Origin of the sequence: Stenotrophomonas sp. 2694 (assembly GCF_040548715.1) — a bacterium.
Lineage (GTDB): Bacteria > Pseudomonadota > Gammaproteobacteria > Xanthomonadales > Xanthomonadaceae > Stenotrophomonas > Stenotrophomonas indicatrix.
On sequence record NZ_JBEPSG010000002.1, the window covers coordinates 198889 to 216211 of the forward strand.

Sequence of the window (17323 nt, forward strand, 5' to 3'; positions counted from 1 at the left end):
CGGCGGCTATACTTCAGGGTTACACCATTGAAGGGGCGGGCTTCGGCCGGCCGGAACGAGAGTTGATGAGCAGGCTGTTCAGAAGCGTCGAGGGCGGGGAGCTGTTCCCCAACGGAAGCGTGGTCTGCATCGGTGCATTCGACGGCCTCCACCTGGGCCATCGTGCGCTGGTGCGGCACGCGGTCGCGCGTGCGCGCGCCTTGGGTGTGGCTGCGGTGGCGGTGGCCTTCGAGCCCTTGCCGCGTGAGTTCTTCGCCCAGGGTACGCCGCCGCCGCGGTTGACCCTGGCACGCAGCAAGGTCGAGATCCTGCACGAACTGGGCGTTGATGCGATCGGCCTGCTGCGCTTCGACGCGGCGATGGCGGCGATGCCCGCCGAAACCTTCGTGCGCCAGCTGCTGGCGCAGCGCCTGAACGCCCGCGAGGTCTGGATCGGGCCGGAGTTCTGTTTCGGCAACCGTCGCCGTGGCGATCTGGCCCTGCTGCAGGCGCTGGGCGCCGAGCTCGGTTTCAGCGCCGGCGAGATCGAAGCGGTCGACCTGCATGGTGACCGCATCTCCAGCACCCGTATCCGCCAGCTGCTGCAGGAAGGCGACTTCGCCCGCGTCGGCGACCTGCTCGGTCGCCCGTACTCGATCAGCGGGCGGGTCGTGCGCGGGCGCCAGCTCGGCCGTACGCTGGGCTTCCCCACCGCCAACCTGCGTTTCCCGAAGACCCCGGCACTGTCGGGCATCTACGCGACCTGGGTGCACGGGGTGTTCGACCAGCCGTGGCCGTCGGTGTCCAGTTTCGGCACCCGGCCGACCGTGGACGGCGTGGAGCCGCTGCTGGAAGCGCACCTGTTCGATTTCCAGGGCGACCTGTACGGGCGCCACATCGAAGTCGAATTCGTTGCCAAACTGCGTGACGAAGAGAAATTCAACGATCTGGCGGCGCTGACCGACCAGATGCACCGCGACGCCGAACAGGCGCGTGCCATCCTTTCCGAACATAGATTGCGAGCCACTGCGTGAGCCAGGACTACAAGACCACCCTCAACCTGCCGGCCACCGAATTCCCGATGCGCGGCGACCTGCCCAAGCGCGAGCCGGGCATTCTGGCGCGCTGGGAAGAGCAGGGGCTCTACCAGCAGCTGCGCGACAACGCCGCCGGCCGCCCGCTGTTCGTGCTGCATGACGGCCCGCCGTACGCCAATGCGCGTATCCACCTGGGCCATGCGGTCAACAAGATCCTCAAGGACATCATCGTCAAGTCGCGCTACCTGGCCGGCTTCGATGCACCCTACGTGCCGGGCTGGGACTGCCATGGCCTGCCGATCGAAATCGCGGTGGAAAAGAAGTGGGGCAAGGTCGGGGTGAAGCTCGATGCGGTCGCGTTCCGGCAGAAGTGCCGCGAGTTCGCCGAGGAGCAGATCGACATCCAGCGCGCCGACTTCAAGCGCCTGGGCGTCACCGGCGACTGGGACAACCCGTACAAGACGCTGAGCTTCGATTTCGAGGCCAACGAGATCCGCGCGCTGTCCAAGGTCATCGCCAACGGCCACCTGCTGCGCGGCGCCAAGCCGGTGTACTGGTGCTTCGATTGCGGTTCGGCGCTGGCCGAGGCCGAGATCGAATACCAGGAAAAGACCTCGCCGGCGATCGACGTGGCCTACACCGCGCGCGATGCGCAGGCCGTGGCGCAGGCGTTCGGCGTAAGCGTGCCGGCCGACGTGGAAGTGGCCGTGCCGATCTGGACCACCACCCCGTGGACGCTGCCGGCCTCGCTGGCGGTATCGCTGGGCGCGGACATCCGCTACGTGCTGGCCGAAGGCCCGGCGCACAACGGCAAGCGCCGTTGGCTGGTGCTGGCCGCTGCACTGGCCGAGCGCTCGCTGCAGCGCTACGGCGTGGACGCGGTGGTGCTGCACGGTGAGGCCGAAGGTTCGGCGCTGGAAAACCAGCTGCTGATCCATCCGTTCTACCCGGAGCGCGAGATCCTCGTGCTCAACGGCGAACACGTGTCCGACGAGGACGGTACCGGTGCGGTGCATACCGCCCCCGGCCACGGCCAGGAAGACTATGTGGTCAGCCAGAAGTACGGCCTGCTGGACAAGTACAACGCCGGCCAGGTGACCCCGGTTGACGGCCGTGGCGTATACCTGGAATCGACGCCGCCGGCAGGCGAGGTGGTGCTGGCGGGCCAGCACCTGTGGAAGGCGCAGGAGGCGATCGTGCAGGTGCTGCGCGACAGCGGCGCGCTGCTGGCCTTCGTCGAGATCCGCCACAGCTACCCGCACTGCTGGCGGCACAAGACGCCGGTGGTGTTCCGCGCCACCCCGCAATGGTTCATCTCGATGGACAAGGCCAATCTGCGCAGCGATGCGCTGGCCGCCATCGACACCGTCGGCTGGTTCCCGACGTGGGGCAAGGCGCGCATCCAGAGCATGGTCGACGGCCGCCCGGACTGGACCATCTCGCGCCAGCGCACGTGGGGCGTTCCGATTGCACTGTTCACCCATCGCCAGACCGGCGAGATCCACCCGCGTTCGGTGGAGCTGATGCAGCAGGTGGCCGACCGCGTGCAGGCCGAAGGCATCGACGTGTGGTACTCGCTGGACGCGGCCGAACTGCTGGGCGCTGAAGCGGCCGACTACGAGAAGGTCACCGACATCCTTGATGTCTGGTTCGACTCGGGCGTGACCCACGAAGCGGTGCTCGCTGCCCGTGGCTTCGGCAAGCCGGCCGACCTGTACCTGGAGGGTTCGGACCAGCATCGCGGCTGGTTCCAGTCCTCGCTGCTGACCGGCGTGGCCATCGACAAGCGCGCGCCGTACAAGCAGTGCCTCACCCACGGTTTCACCGTGGACGAGCACGGCCGCAAGATGTCCAAGTCGCTGGGCAACGGCATCGAGCCGCAGGAAATCATGAACAAGCTGGGCGCGGACATCCTGCGCCTGTGGATCGCCTCGGCCGACTACAGCAACGAGATGTCGCTGTCGCAGGAAATCCTCAAGCGCACTGCCGACGCCTACCGTCGCCTGCGCAACACCGCCCGCTTCCTGCTGGGCAACCTGGACGGTTTCGATCCGGCCCAGCACCTGCGCCCGCTCGACGAGATGGTCGCGCTGGACCGCTGGATCGTGCATCGGGCCTGGGAACTGCAGGAGAAGATCAAGGCCGCGTATGACAACTACGACATGGCCGAGATCGTGCAGCTGCTGCTGAACTTCTGCAGCGTGGACCTGGGCTCGCTGTACCTGGACGTGACCAAGGACCGCCTGTACACGATGCCGACCGATTCGGATGGTCGTCGTTCGGCGCAGAGCGCGATGTACCACATCGCCGAAGCGTTCACCCGCTGGGTGGCGCCGATCCTGACCTTCACCGCCGATGAGCTGTGGGGGTATCTGCCGGGCGACCGTGCCGGCCACGTGCTGTTCACCACCTGGTACGAGGGCCTGGCTCCGCTGCCGGCCGACGCACAGCTCAACGCGGTCGACTTCGACCAGCTGCTGGCCCTGCGCGAGCAGGTGGCCAAGGTGCTGGAGCCGATGCGCGCCAATGGTGCGATCGGCGCCGCGCTGGAAGCGGAGATCACCATCGCCGCCAGCGAAGAGCAGGCGACCCGCTGGCAGCCGCTGGCCGATGAACTGCGCTTCCTGTTCATCAGCGGTGACGTGCAGGTGCGTCCGGCGACCACCGACGAGGTGTTCGTCAGCGCGCAGCCGACGCAGAAAGCCAAGTGCGTGCGCTGCTGGCACCACCGTGCCGACGTCGGCAGCAATGCCGACCACCCGGAACTGTGCGGCCGCTGCGTGACCAACGTCGCCGGTGCCGGCGAAGTGCGGAGCTGGTTCTGATGGCCGCCGCGCGCCCGCATCCCAATGCGCTGATCTGGCTGCTGCTGTCGGCAGTCATCATCGGCCTGGACCAGTGGTCGAAGGCCTGGGTGCTGTCGAGCCTGCCGGAGTTCCAGCCGGTGGTGGTCATCGACGGCTTCTGGAACTGGTACCGCACCTACAACACCGGGGCAGCGTTCAGCTTCCTGAGCGATGCCGGTGGCTGGCAGAAGCATTTCTTCACCGTGCTGGCGATCGCCATCAGCGGCCTGATGGCCTGGTGGCTGCGCGCGACCGCCCGTGGCAACTGGAAGGCCGCCGTGCCGTACGCGCTGATCATCGGCGGTGCGATCGGCAACGTGATCGACCGCCAGGTGCATGGCCACGTGGTGGATTTCATCCAGTGGTACGTCGGCGAGCATGTCTGGCCGTCGTTCAACATCGCCGATTCGGCCATCGTGGTGGGTGCCGTCGGCATCGCCCTGTTCGGCCTGTTCGACGGCAAGTCCGCCAAAAAGGCGGATAATGCCAATCCGAAACCGTAAGCCGGCCGCTGCCGGGAGACTGAACTGATGGATGTGCTGCTCGCCAACCCGCGTGGATTCTGTGCCGGTGTCGATCGTGCGATCGAGATCGTCAAGCGCGCGATCGAAACGCTGGGCGCGCCCATCTATGTCCGCCATGAAGTGGTGCACAACCGCTTCGTGGTCGATGACCTGAAGCAGCGTGGCGCGATCTTCGTCGAAGAACTCGACGAAGTGCCGGACAACAACACCGTCATCTTCAGCGCCCATGGCGTGTCCCAGGCCGTGCGCCAGGAAGCGGAGCGCCGTGGCCTGAAAGTGTTCGATGCGACCTGTCCGCTGGTGACCAAGGTCCACTTCGAAGTCGCCCGTCACTGCCGTGCCGGCCGTGACGTCGTGCTGATCGGCCACGCCGGTCATCCGGAAGTGGAAGGCACCATGGGCCAGTGGAACCGCGAAGCGGGTACCGGCCAGATCTACCTGGTCGAGGACGTGGAGCAGGTGGCCACCTTGCACATCAACCAGCCGGAAAACTTCGCCTACACCACCCAGACCACGCTGTCGGTGGATGACACGCGCGGCATCATCGATGCGCTGCGCGAGCGCTACCCGGCGATGCAGGGGCCGAAGAACGACGACATCTGCTACGCCACGCAGAACCGCCAGGACGCCGTGCGCGACCTGGCCAAGCGCTGTGACCTGGTGCTGGTGGTCGGTTCGCCGAACAGCTCCAATTCCAACCGCCTGAGCGAGCTGGCCCGCCGTGAAGGCGTGGAGAGCTACCTGATCGACGGTGCACACGAGATCGACCCGGCCTGGGTGGTGGGCAAGCAGCATATCGGCGTGACCGCTGGTGCCTCGGCACCGCAGGTGCTGGTCGATGGCGTGCTGGCGCGTCTGGCCGAGCTGGGCGCCAGCGGCGTGGGCGAGCTGGAAGGCGAGCCGGAATCGATGGTGTTCGCGCTGCCGAAGGAACTGCGCCTGCGCCTGGTCGACTGACCGGCAGCGCTGCCGGTGGGTGCGAACCCTGGTTCGCACTGTCGGCTGTACGTCATCCACGCATGGCGTGGATCTACTGCTCTGCTTTCCAGCAGATCCACGCCATGCGTGGATGCTGCCAGTCTTCGCCGACGCTCCGATGAGGCTTTGCCGCATCTGGTCGATGCGCCACTGACCATGACCTTCGGCCATGGGGCTCGGCACCTCACAGGCCTAGCATCGGGGAATCCTTCGCTGCTGGAAGTTGCCGATGAAAACCCGTGCCCTGGTGATGTCCGTGCTGTTCGCGCTGGCGGCTACGCCCGCGCTGGCGCAGACTCCGCCACCGGGTGATACCGCCGCCCCCGGCCTGCTGCGCATCGACGTCGATGCACGCGACCTGGCCCGGCGCATCTTCAAGGTGACTGCCACCGTACCGGCCAAGCCTGGCCCGATGACCCTGCTGTACCCGCAGTGGATTCCCGGCAACCATTCGCCCACCGGCCCGATCGACAAGCTGGCCGGCCTGCGCGTCACTGCCAACGGCAAGCCGCTGGCCTGGCAGCGCGACCAGTACAACGTGTACGCGTTCAAGGTGGATGTGCCGGCGGGCGTGAGTGAGATCGTCGCCCACTTCGACTTCCTGTCCTCGCAGGGCGGCAGCCAGGGCCGGGTGGTGATGACCCCGGAAATGCTCAACCTGCAGTGGAACGCCAACTCGCTGTATCCGGCCGGCGTGGACGCGCGCAACCTGCAGGCGCAGGCCAGCGTGACCCTGCCCAAGGGCTGGGCCTACGCGACCGCACTGGAAACCGCACGCCGCGATGGCGACACCGTGGTGTTCAAGCCGATTTCCTATGACCACCTGGTCGATTCGCCGCTGTTTGCCGGTGAGCATCACCAGCGCATCGACCTCGACCCGGGCGCGAAGGCGCCGGTACATCTGAACGTGTTCGCCGACGATGCCAAATCGCTGAAGCCGACCGACGCGCAGCTGAAGGCGCACCGTGCGCTGGTGCAGCAGGCGGACAAGCTGTACGGCGCGCGCCACTACGACCACTACGAATTCCTGCTTGCGCTGACCGATCGCCTCGGCGGCATCGGTCTGGAGCACCATCGTTCCAGCGAGAACAGCGCCGACCCGGGCTACTTCACCGAGTGGGACAGCAACGCGTGGATGCGCGACCTGCTGCCGCATGAGTACACCCACTCGTGGAACGGCAAGTACCGTCGTGGTGCCGACCTGGCCACGGCCAACTTCAATACGCCGATGGGCGACAGCCTGTTGTGGGTGTACGAAGGGCAGACCCAGTTCTGGGGCCAGGTACTGGCCGCACGTTCGGGGCTGTGGTCCAGCGAGCAGGCGCGCGACATGCTGGCCAATGTGGCGGCCACCTATGATCGTGGTCGCCCGGGCCTGGCCTGGCGACCGCTGCAGGACACCACCAACGACCCGACCATCGCCCAGCGTCGCACGCTGCCTTATCGCAACTACCAGATGAGCGAGGACTACTACTCCGGCGGCCAGATGCTGTGGCTGGAAGTGGAGGGCAAGCTGCGCGAACTGAGTGGTAACCGGCGCAGCCTGGATGATTTCGCGCGCGCCTTCTTCGGGGTCGGCAACGGCGACTGGGACGTCAATCCCTACACCTTCGACGACGTGGTCGCGACCTTGAACGGCATCGCGCCGTACGACTGGGCGACGTTCCTGCGCGGTCGCCTGGACGGCCATGGTTCGTTGACCGGTGGCCTGGAACTGGCGGGCTGGAAGCTGGCCTACCGCGATACTCCGAATGACGCCTACAAGGCGCAGGAAAAGCGCGCCAAGGCGGCGCTGCTCGCCTATTCGCTAGGCGCGACCGTGCTCGACAGCGGCGTGGTCGGCGACGTGATCTGGGACAGCCCGGCGTTCAATGCCGGCCTGGCGCCGGGCATGAAGGTGATTGCGGTCGGCGGCCGCGAGTACAGCAGCCAGCGCTTGAAGGACGCGGTGGCTGCGGCCGCCACTGACAAGGCGCCGGTCACGCTGCTGGTCAAGCAGTTCGACCGCATCGACACGATGAAGATCGACTACCACGGTGGCCTGCAGTATCCGGTGCTGGAGCGCATCGCCGGCCGCCCGGATCGCCTTGCAGAGCTGTGGAAGGCACGATGAAGCTGCGCACGCGCGATGGGTTGATCCTGGTGGTGGCCGTGCTGGCCATCATCGGCGCCTACCTGGACGGCGACGGGCGCTGGCTGCACTGGTTGGCCAAGCCGGCGACCACGCTGCTGATCGCCGCCATCGCCTGGCAGGCGCGGCCGGCGGGCGATGCGTTCTACCGGCGTGCGGTGCTGGCCGGCATGCTGTTGTCCTGTGCAGGTGATATCGCGCTGATGCTGCCGATCGACGCGTTCGTGCCAGGCCTGGTGGCCTTCCTGCTGGCGCACCTGTGCTACATCGCCGCGTTCCGTGCCGGCCTGCGCGCGGGCCGCGGATTGCTCGCTGCCTTCGTGCTGCTTGCCGCATTCGCTTCGATCAACGTCACCGGCCTGTGGCCGCATCTACCGCTGCCGATGCGCGTTCCGGTGCTGGCCTATGTCGTGGTGCTGGCGCTGATGGCAGTGCTGGCACTGGCCCGCTACTGGAAGCGGCCACACGTCGACGCACTGGAAGCGGGCAGCGCGCGTTGGGCTGCCGCTGGCGCACTGCTGTTCGTGGCCAGTGATTCATTGCTGGCGTGGGATCGCTTCGGCGGTGGCCTGCCGATGGCCAGCCTGCTGGTGCTGTCCACCTACTACGCTGCGCAGTACGCCATCGCCCGCTCGGTGAGATAGCCCTTTTTCTACTGCAGGTTGCCCTTGGCGTCGTAGCGCAGGCGCACGGTCTGGCGGTCGCCGGCCACTTCATCCGGCAACCACACCAGCTTGCCGCCCTTGCGGATGACCACATACACATGGCCGACGTCGGCGGGCGTGCGCATCAGTGCATTGCGCTGTTGCTGCAGGGCCTGCGTCACCCGTGGTACGGCATCGAAATCGATGTTGGCCAGTGCGGTGCTGCTGCGGCGCAGGGTGATGGTCGGCGCGAACTGCTGCGGATTCACCGCATCGCCCTTGCGCCATTGTCCACGTTGGTAGTGATAACTATCCACGTGGCCCGGCTGCTGTGGATCGACCAGGTCGATGTCGATGCGGCCGTCGTCATGGAAGTGGATGCTGTGGAAAACGACCAGGCGTTCGCCGGCCAGTCCGGGCATCGCCTCCAGCGCCTGCCGTGCCACCTGCAGGCGCTCGCTGTCGAGCAGCAGGTTCGGCCGCGCGCGCCTTGGCAGCGGCATCGGTTCGGGCGCCGCCCGTGGCGTTGCGATGGCCGCCGTTCGCAACGGTTGTTCCCATGGGACTTGTTGCAACGCATCCGCAGGCACGGTCGATGCGGCGCCACGCAGGGTCGCGTTGACGGTCTGCAATGCGCCGCCTGCCATGGCGGCACCGGCCAGGGCCAGCACCACCCCGGCGAACACCAGCGGCGTGGACACGGGCCGCTTCACGCGTGCTCCATGCGCACGCTGCGGCGATCATCCGGGTCGTAGAGGATGTCGACCTGCCCGCGTGGAATGTTGGCCAGTTCGAGCAGCGCAACGAAGCGGCGCACGCTGGCCTGCTGCACGTTGCCCTCGCGGTCGAGATATTCCAGCTTGAACTCGACCTGCGGTTGTTCGTTGACGTAGGTGCCGGTCTGGCGCACGTCGAGCACCCGCGCTTCGGCGCCGATACCACGGTACTTGAGCGCTTCGCCGCGCGCGTCGATCTGCAGTGTGCCGGCCAGCAGGCGCGCCAGCAGACGCAGGCCGATCAGGTAGCCGCACAGCACCAGCGGGCAGACCAGCAGCGGATGGCCGAAGCCCAGGAACGTCCAGCCCAGTCCATCGCTCTGCAGGCGATAGGCCATGACGTACGCGGCAGCGACCACGACAATGCCGATCAGGCCGCCGATGCCGCGGCGCCACAGGCTGGCGCGGTCCAGTTCCGGTTGCGATCCTGCCAGCATCAGGTTGGGCGCGGGGCCGGGTGTGGGGCTGAGCAGCACCTCCAGCTGGCTGCCCACGGTGAAGCGCTGCAGCTGTGGCTTGCTGTCGACCACGACCAGCGTTTCGGTGATCGGGGTGCCGGACAGATTGTCGAAGGCCAGCTGCAGCCGCCACTGCGCGAAGCCGCGCACCTGCACGCCGGTCTGTTCGGCCTGCTCGATGCGTGCGTTGCGTGGTGTGCCGTCGGCCAGGATGCCGCGCACACGTTGCAACGCACGGGGTGGCGCCAGCAGCAGGTAATGCAGGAAGGCGTACAGCAGCACCAGCCACAGCGTCAGCGACGTCGCCAGCAGGGCCAGTGCCAGCCAGGGCGCGCTGCGGTCGCCCGCTTCCAGCGGCCAGCTGGTGCCGAAGTAGAGCAGGCAGGGGAAGGGCAGCGCGAAGAACAGCATGAGCGCGCCCAGGAACCAGAGGTAGGCTTTCATGACTCGCCTTCGACGCCGTGGAACAGGCGGCGTAGGGTACTACGCTCAGCGGAATTGCAGGGTCAGCAGGAAGTAGCGCCCGAGTGGATCGTCCAGCCCGGGCATCTGCCCGCCGCTGCCGACCAGGTGGTTCACCGGCCGCGTATCAAGCAGGTTGTGCACGTCCAGTGCGGCAATCACGCGCGGGCTCAGCCGCCGCGCCAGATGCAGGTTCCAGCGCAGCTGCGCCGGGTTCATGCAACGGCCCTGGTCATGCTGCTCCTGCGCGCACGCTTCACCGGCCAGCCATGCGCGGGTGCGGCCGACGCGGTTGCCTCGCAGGGCGATGTCCCAGGACGGGTTCTGCCACTGTACGTTGAGGATGCCCGCGTTCGCCGGCGTGGCATGCCCGCGCAGGTCCACCGATTCGCCATGGCCGCGATCACGACGCAGCTCCTGCTGTTTCAACGCATCCAGCGAGAACAGCCACTGCCCGTTGCGGCCGGTATCCACCCGGTACTCGCCGCGCAGTACCCAGTTGCGCGAGGTGGTGCGGCCGATGTTGTCGAATGACAAGCGAAGATCACGCAGGCGACCCTGCTCATCCAGTTCCCAGGTGCCGGGATTCCACAGGGCATCGCTGGGTTGCAGGGCGAGGATCTCGTTGCGCAGTTCGACGATGTTGTGGGTCAGTGACAGCGAGAACGCATCGTTGGGTGTCCAGCTGGCGGCCAGCGAGTGGCTGCGCGAGGTCTCGGCTTTCAGCCCATCGTTCTCCGCCACCTCCACTTCCACCGCGCAGCCGCCATCGCGCAGCGGGCGCGCGCACGGCGGCAGGGACTCCGAGGCGGGCAGGCCATACAGGCCGAAGTAGCCCGGTGGCCGCCGGCGCTCGAAGATGCTGGGAGCGCGGTAGCCGCGGCCACTGGCCAGCAGGAACGACCAGTGCGGGCTGGGGCTCCAGCGCAGGCCGGCACGCGGCGAAAACGCAGTGTCACCGCCATCGCGGTCCAGTCGCGCGGCCACGTCCAGGCGCAGTGTCGGCGCCAACGGCAGGCCCACTTCGGCGTAAGCGGCGTTGCTCTGCCGCGACAGCCGGCGTTGCTCCATCGGCAGTCCCAGCGCCAGCTCGCCCTTGCCCAGCAGCGGATCGGGCAGCGAGGTCCAGCGCTCGCGGCGCAGATCGATACCGGTGGCCAGTTGTGCTGCTCCGCCGGGCAGTGTCATCAGGGTGCGCTGCATGCCCCACCAGCCCTGCCACTGCTCGGTACGTCCGCGGTTGTGGATGGCCGGGAACAGCTCCTCTGCCAGCCCCGCCGGCAGGGTGGAAAACCCGGGCAGGAAGTCCAGCGTGCGTGCTGCTTCCAGCAGGCGTTCGCTGCGCACGGTGCCTTCGGTGCGCAGGTCCACCTGGCTGCGCTGCGCGCTGAGGCCAGCATCCCAACTGCGGCCGGCGCGCTCACGTCCCATGCCGAAACTGATGTCGCCTTCGGTGGCATGCACGCGCGGGCGCACTTCGCCGCCTTCCTGCAGGACCACGTTGAGGATCGCGCCACGGCTGAAATTGAGGGCAACGGCGGTCGGGCCCAGCTCGAAACGCTGGCGGTTGTGGCTGGCGCGTGCTTCCACGTAGGCGTAGCGTCCGTCACCGCGTTCGTGGCGATAACGCAGGTAGCCGGACAGCGTTTCCGACGCCGGTTGCAGCGAGCGCGGGCGCGCGTTGTCGAACCAGCAGCCGTCGTCTTCGCTCTGCAATGGCGGATGGCACTGCGTGGCCGGGTAGTAATCACCGTTGGGCATGATCAGCCCGATCGGGTACAGCGAGGTTTCCGCATGCCAGTCGCGCTGGTCACCGGCCACATGCTGCAGGCGATGCAGATCGATGCCGGCGAACCAGCGGTCGCCGCCTTCGCGCACGCCGCCCGTGGCCGCCTGCAGCCGGTACTGATCGCCATCACCGCGGCTGCTGGCACCCGATTGCAGCGTGGCTTCCGGTCCCTCGGCCTGGTCACGCAGAATGATGTTGACCACGCCGGACATCGCATCGGCGCCGTAGATGGCCGAAGCACCGCCACGCACCAGCTCGATGCGCTCGACGAAGCTGAGCGGAATGCCTCCCAGATCGGTCAGCCCGCCTTCTTCCAGCGACACCATCGGATACCGCGGCAGGCGCCGGCCGTTGACCAGGAACAGGGTTGCGCGCGGGCCCATGCCGTCCAGGCTGGTGGTGGCGGCCGCGCCGACCGGCAGGTACAGCGAGTCGCCGCTGCGCGAGGTGCTCAATGGCGGATGGCCGTTCATGCCGGGCAGGTGGCGCAACAGGTCGAACAGCGTGCCGTAGCCGCTGCGCAGGATGTCCTCGCGATCGATCACCGTTACCGGCAGCGTGGTCTGCACGGAGGTGCGCGGCAAGCGGCTGCCGGTGACATGGATCGGCGCCAGTTCCACCTGCACCGGCTTCGCTGGCGCGGGCGGCGGTGGCCGCCGTACCGGCTGCGCGACCACGGCGGGTGGGGCAGCGTGCCGGCGCACCACGAATCCGCCGCTGGGGGTCTGCAGGATGTTCACCGGCATGCCGGCGACCAGCTGCTTGAGTGCGGCGGCCGGCGCCAGCGAGCCGGCGACACCGCCGGTGCGCAGGCCGGTCAGTTCACGTGCGTCGAACACCAGGGCAATGCCACTCTGGCGTGCCCATTGCTGCAGGGCCGGCGGCAGGGCGCCAGGAGCGATCCGGTAGTCGACCTGTCTGACGGCTTCTGCTGACGCCGCCGTTGCCGCCGCACCGGGCACCAGCACAACGCACAACAGGGCCTGCAGCAGACCCCAGCGCAGCACGTCCCACCGAAGCACGTCCCAACGAAGCACACCAGGCGCCGGCATCGGCCGCCGCCTCAGTAGGTGCGGCGCAGTTCCAGCGCGCCATCCGAGCGCGGCTGGCCAGCAATGGACCACCCCAGTTCCAGGGCGGAAAGCAGTTCATGCGCGTCGCCTGCACGGAAGGTGCCGCTGACCGCGAGGTCGGCGATATCCGGGTCGGCGACCACCAGTGGCGTGCTGCCATAGCGGTTCATGCGCTCGACCACAGTGGCCAGGGGCGTGCCGTCGAACACCAGCTTGCCCTGCGGCCAAGCCTCGGCGGCGGCAGTCGAGGACAGCTGCGGGCCGGGTTGGATCTTGCCGGAGGCCAGGACCTGCAGCTGCTGGCCCGGCGAGAGCGTGTGCTGCGCGCTGCCACTGGTGACTTCCACCACGCCTTCCAGCAGCGCGACCTCGACCCGGCCGTCAGCCAGGCGTTCAACCTGGAAGGTGGTGCCGATATCGCGGATCGAACTGCCGCCGGCCTGCACCCGCAGCGAGCGCGATGACGGTTCGACCTGCAGCTGGATGCGACCGTGTTCCAGCGCCAGTTCGCGCTTGCGCCAGCCGAAGCGTGCGGTCAGCGTGGTGCCGGCGTCGAGGGTGGCGATGCTGCCATCGGCCAGGGTGCGCTGCTGCGGCAGCAGGCTGGCGTTGGCGTAGGTCAGCGGTGTGGGGTTGCCATCGGTGTACAGCATCCAGCCCAGGCCAACGGCCAGGCACACGCCTGCAGCGGCGGCGACACCGGGCAGCCAGCGGCGCTGCGGCCGGCGTGCCGCACGCGCGGCGGCGGTGCGCAGCCACGGGTCGCTGGCCAGGCCGGCGCTGCGCTGGTGCAGCTTCTCGGCCTGCACCCACGCGCTGACATGTGCCGGATCCTCGGCCAACCAGTCCTCGAAGGACTGCCGTTCTTCGGCGCTGCAGTCGGGGGCGTCCAGCCGGGCTACCCAGGCGCTTGCGTGTTCAAAAAGCAACGTGTCATCCCTGTTGTCGTTGCGGATCATTCGGCATCTCCATCATTGTGGAGAGGATCGGGGCCCAGCTCCTTGCGCAGGCCCTGCAATGCACGGGCAATGTGTTTTTCCACGGTCTTGGCGGTGATGCCGCAATGCCGGGCGATCTGTGTATAGCTCATCCCGGTGATGCGGTTGAGCAGATACACCTCGCGGGCACGTTCGGGCAGCTTGAACAGTGCCTGGCGCAGCAGGGCGAGCATCTGCCCGGATTCTGCCTGACGCAGCGGATCAGGAGAAGCACTGGCGGCTTCTTCGTTGCCGTCGCGTTCGGTCAGCGACAGGTGGTTGCGCGATTGTGGCGAGCGCCCGCGGTCTGCCAGGCGGTTGCGGGCAATGCGGTACAGCAGCAGCCGCAGCTCCTCGGTGCCGTGCGCGCGATAGCGGATCAGGCGCTCCATGCAGTCCTGGGCGATGTCCTCGGCATCCTCGGGGCCGACACCGCGGGCGCGCAGGAAAGCGCACAGCGGCGCGCGTTCCTCGCGCACGAATGCGATGAAGGCATCCGGAACCCCGGGCAGATCCGGCGCAGGACGGAGCAAAGGGGAGGGCGCGGACAGGGGAGGGCCTCGGACGACGATGACGGACGCGTCACCGAGTTTTACGCGACGGTGACCGGATGGGGAAGCCCACGTTTCTTCCGCATTTCCATTGTGAATGCATTCATGTTTTTTCTCGCCGTCGACTGGGGGCGTCGAGCCCGCTGCTGCGTTCTGCTTTCGACCCGCGTGGTGCGGGCGGAGAGAGAGAACGCAATGAAGCATTCGAAGTTGAGCATCGCCCTGGCAGGCCTGGTGGGTATCGCGACCCTGGGCCAGATGGATGACGTCATGGCAATGAATTATCACGTGCAGGGCGATCGCGTCGTGCTGAGTGGCGGTGTCACCGTCGCCGACGTCGTCGCGCTGCCGGCGCTGCTGGCCAAAGCGCAGGCCGAAGGCCGCCCGATCCGCGAAGTCGTGCTGCGCACCTCCAATGGTGGCGCGCTGATCGCGGGTGAGTGGCTGCAGGGCGTGATCCGCACCAACGGCCTGAACACCATCGTGTCCGGCCACTGCATCTCGTCCTGCTCGATCATGCAGTCCGGTGGCGTCGAACGTTACCTGGCCGGCGACCTGCCGCTGGTCGACTCGGTGCAGATCCACGCTGCCAGCAACAGTGGCAAGGTGATCTACACGCCGTCGCCGCGGATGACCGAGATCTACACCGGCAACTACGGCGGCGGCATGGACGCCGGCCTGCTGCACAAGGCCATGTACGAGGTGGTGCAGCCCAACGGCCTGCTGGTGTTCCGCGACCCGGCCCGGACCACCGGCGCTTCGGTCAGCTTCGATCCCGATGGCAGCGGCCGCAGGCTGGAGACCTTCCCCGGCCAGGACATCTACAGCAACAACATCATCACCGCCGCCGGTTACCGCGATCCGGGCGATACCCTGACGGTCACCGGCAATGTCAGCGGCGACATCAATCCAGGCTACCTGCGCACTGCGCGCCAGCTACAGGCGTTCGTCGATGACGACTTCGCGCGCTGGAACGATACCGACTTCGCCACCACGTACATCAACTATGCGGTGAACATCTACAACCGCTCCAGCGCCGGCCCGAACGGCATCGGCCCGGCTTCGGTGCAGGATTACCTCAACGATCCGGGTACACGGCAGCTCCTTCTGGGCCAGCTGCGCCTGGATGAACTGGACGCCTCCACGCTGGGCAATTCGGCTGGCGTGATCCGCGTCGCCAAGGGCGGCACCTGGCGCACCGCCGAAACCACCGGCGCCGATTTCATGCTGGTGGAGAACGGCACCATCGCCCTGGAAGGCGGCGCGTTGCGCACCCCGGAGCTGCGCGTGCTGGCGGCCGGCATGGTGGTCGGCCACGGCGACATCGCCTCGGTTGCCACCGACTCGAACGCACTGCTCGATGGCACCGGCCCGTCGTACCGCGAGGATGGCTTCAACCGCCTGCGCGTGTACGGCACCCTGATGCCGCGTGGTGGTGACCTGGTCACCCATGGCTACGTCAACATCATGCCGGGCGGCAAGGTGCTGTTCGACGTCACCGAGGCAGGCGGCGCCAACAGTGGCCGTTTGCGCGTGGGCGACTTCTACGACAGCGGCGCCAACGAGGGTGCGCTGGTCATCTCGCCGGGCGCCCACCTTGAACTGAACGTGGCGCAGGGCTTCTACGCCGGCAACTACCAGCGCGAGCTGGTCAGCGGCCCGATCTTCCAGGGCTTCACCGATGCGGTGCGCCTGGGCGACACCGGCTATACGGCCAGCATCACCAACGGCGAGGTGTTCCGGCCGCGTCACAACTCGTTGCTGAGCTTCAACATCAACCAGACTGCCGAGGGCCTGTCGCTGACCGCCAACCCCGGCTTCGACCAGCTCGCGCAGCTCACCGGCAACAACGGCAACGATGGTCTCGGTCGCGCGCTGGCCACTGCCGGCCAGCGCCAGGATGCCGGCCTGAAGCCGCTGCTGGGGGCGCTGCAGTTCGCTGACCGCGATGTGATCGCCCAGCAGGCCGGTGCACTGCGTGGTGATGGCCACGCCAGCCTGCGCCTGGCCGACAACGCGCTGGTCGGCAGCATCGGCAGCGTGGTGCAGCAGCACCAGGCCGCACGACGCAGCGGCAGCGGTGACGCCGGTGGTTTGGCCGCGCAGGCCGCGCAGGCGGCGTCGGCACAGCCGGGCATGGCCAATGGCAGTCTGTTCAACCAGTTGGCGATGCATCTGGTGGAGCCGGCGGCGAGCGCCGGCGGCACGAGTTACGGCGGCGAAGCGCCGCGCAGCCATGGCCTCTGGGGCCGCGGTTTCGGCAGCCATGGCCGCATCGACGGCGAGGGCGGCGTGGCCGGACTGAGCCATACCGTCGGCGGCATCGTGCTCGGTGCCGATACGCAGCTGGCTGATGACCGGGTGACGCTGGGCGTCAGCGTTGCCGCCGCGGACATGTCGACCAAGGGCCGCGATGGTTCCGGTTTCAGCGGCGACGTGCGCGCGCTGGATGTGGGCGGCTACCTGGATGCCACCTACTCGCGTGGCTACCTGTCGGCCTCGGTGCGCTATACCGATCTGCGCCACGACACCCGCCGCAGCATCGATGGCATCGACGGCCTGCAGGGTCCGTTGCGTGCCAAGTACAACAACGATGCGATTTCGGCCCGGCTGGAGCACGGCTTCTCGTTCACCACCGCCAAGGGCGTAGTGATCCAGCCGCTGCTGCCGGTGGTCGATTACGCGCGCACCTCGGCCACCCGTTTCAATGAAGGGCAGGGTGCCGGCGCACTGGTGGGTCGTGGTGACAGCCTGGAGAGCATCCGCGTTGGTGCGGGCCTGCAGCTGTTCAAGACCTTCGAGGGCAACAACGGCGAGCGCATCACCCCGCGCGCGCGCGTTGTCTGGCAGAAGGAACTGGGCGACACCCAGGCCCGTTACAGCACCGGCTTCGCCGCTGCGCCGGACCTGGTGTTCGGTGCCAGCAGCCAGACCGTGGGCGAGCAGGTGCTGGCCTGGAACCTGGGTGTGACCAGCCGCGCCACCGATCGCCTGTCGGTGATGGTCGACTACGTGGGCGAGCGCCGCGACGGCCAGCTGCAGAACGGCGTGATGCTGGGCCTGGGCTATACGTTCTAAGGCAGTACCGGCACCGGCGG

General features: G+C 67.6%; 12 protein-coding genes. 7 read left to right on the plus strand and 5 right to left on the minus strand.

The features are described 5' to 3' along the window. The first annotated feature begins 65 nt into the window (after positions 1-65). The 6 genes from ABIA73_RS03700 to ABIA73_RS03725 all read left to right on the plus strand — a co-directional run bounded on the left by ABIA73_RS03700 (position 66) and on the right by ABIA73_RS03725 (position 8139). Positions 66-1013, plus strand: a complete 948-nt coding sequence (locus ABIA73_RS03700) for a bifunctional riboflavin kinase/FAD synthetase (protein WP_025873849.1) — start codon at positions 66-68, stop codon at positions 1011-1013. Next, positions 1010-3841, plus strand: a complete 2832-nt coding sequence (ileS, locus tag ABIA73_RS03705) for an isoleucine--tRNA ligase (protein WP_313283611.1) — start codon at positions 1010-1012, stop codon at positions 3839-3841. The genes ABIA73_RS03700 and ileS overlap by 4 nt, the downstream gene beginning before the upstream one ends. Further along, positions 3841-4365, plus strand: a complete 525-nt coding sequence (lspA, locus tag ABIA73_RS03710; RefSeq protein ID WP_032975973.1) for a signal peptidase II — start codon at positions 3841-3843, stop codon at positions 4363-4365. The genes ileS and lspA overlap by 1 nt, the downstream gene beginning before the upstream one ends. Positions 4366-4392: 27 nt before the next feature. Beyond that, entirely contained in the window at positions 4393-5343 is a 951-nt protein-coding gene (gene ispH / locus ABIA73_RS03715; RefSeq protein WP_088100521.1) for a 4-hydroxy-3-methylbut-2-enyl diphosphate reductase, read from the plus strand. A 250-nt stretch (positions 5344-5593) separates the two neighbouring features. Beyond that, the gene (locus ABIA73_RS03720) at positions 5594-7477 is read left to right on the plus strand and encodes a M61 family metallopeptidase (protein WP_354275447.1); all 1884 of its coding nucleotides are present in this window, start codon (positions 5594-5596) and stop codon (positions 7475-7477) included. Next, positions 7474-8139 (plus strand): lysoplasmalogenase, encoded by a 666-nt coding sequence (locus ABIA73_RS03725; protein WP_080149410.1) that lies wholly within the window; start codon positions 7474-7476, stop codon positions 8137-8139. The genes ABIA73_RS03720 and ABIA73_RS03725 overlap by 4 nt, the downstream gene beginning before the upstream one ends. Positions 8140-8147: 8 nt before the next feature. Here ABIA73_RS03725 and ABIA73_RS03730 read toward each other — a convergent pair whose 3' ends face one another. From ABIA73_RS03730 to ABIA73_RS03750, 5 genes are all read right to left on the minus strand, one after another. Beyond that, the gene (locus ABIA73_RS03730) at positions 8148-8852 is read right to left on the minus strand and encodes a hypothetical protein (RefSeq protein ID WP_301867314.1); all 705 of its coding nucleotides are present in this window, start codon (positions 8850-8852) and stop codon (positions 8148-8150) included. Then, positions 8849-9817: a hypothetical protein gene (locus tag ABIA73_RS03735; protein ID WP_354275448.1), complete on the minus strand. Its 969-nt coding sequence runs from the start codon at positions 9815-9817 to the stop codon at positions 8849-8851. The genes ABIA73_RS03730 and ABIA73_RS03735 overlap by 4 nt, the downstream gene beginning before the upstream one ends. Positions 9818-9862: 45 nt before the next feature. Then, positions 9863-12370, minus strand: a complete 2508-nt coding sequence (locus ABIA73_RS03740) for a TonB-dependent receptor plug domain-containing protein (RefSeq protein WP_502960545.1) — start codon at positions 12368-12370, stop codon at positions 9863-9865. Positions 12371-12687: 317 nt separating this feature from the next. Next, positions 12688-13656 (minus strand): FecR family protein, encoded by a 969-nt coding sequence (locus ABIA73_RS03745; RefSeq protein WP_033830634.1) that lies wholly within the window; start codon positions 13654-13656, stop codon positions 12688-12690. Then, the gene (locus ABIA73_RS03750; RefSeq protein ID WP_080149532.1) at positions 13653-14153 is read right to left on the minus strand and encodes an RNA polymerase sigma factor; all 501 of its coding nucleotides are present in this window, start codon (positions 14151-14153) and stop codon (positions 13653-13655) included. The genes ABIA73_RS03745 and ABIA73_RS03750 overlap by 4 nt, the downstream gene beginning before the upstream one ends. A 267-nt stretch (positions 14154-14420) precedes the next feature. Here ABIA73_RS03750 and ABIA73_RS03755 point away from each other — a divergent pair, with 267 nt between their 5' ends. Further along, positions 14421-17303: an autotransporter domain-containing protein gene (locus ABIA73_RS03755; protein WP_354275450.1), complete on the plus strand. Its 2883-nt coding sequence runs from the start codon at positions 14421-14423 to the stop codon at positions 17301-17303. Positions 17304-17323 lie beyond the last annotated feature (20 nt).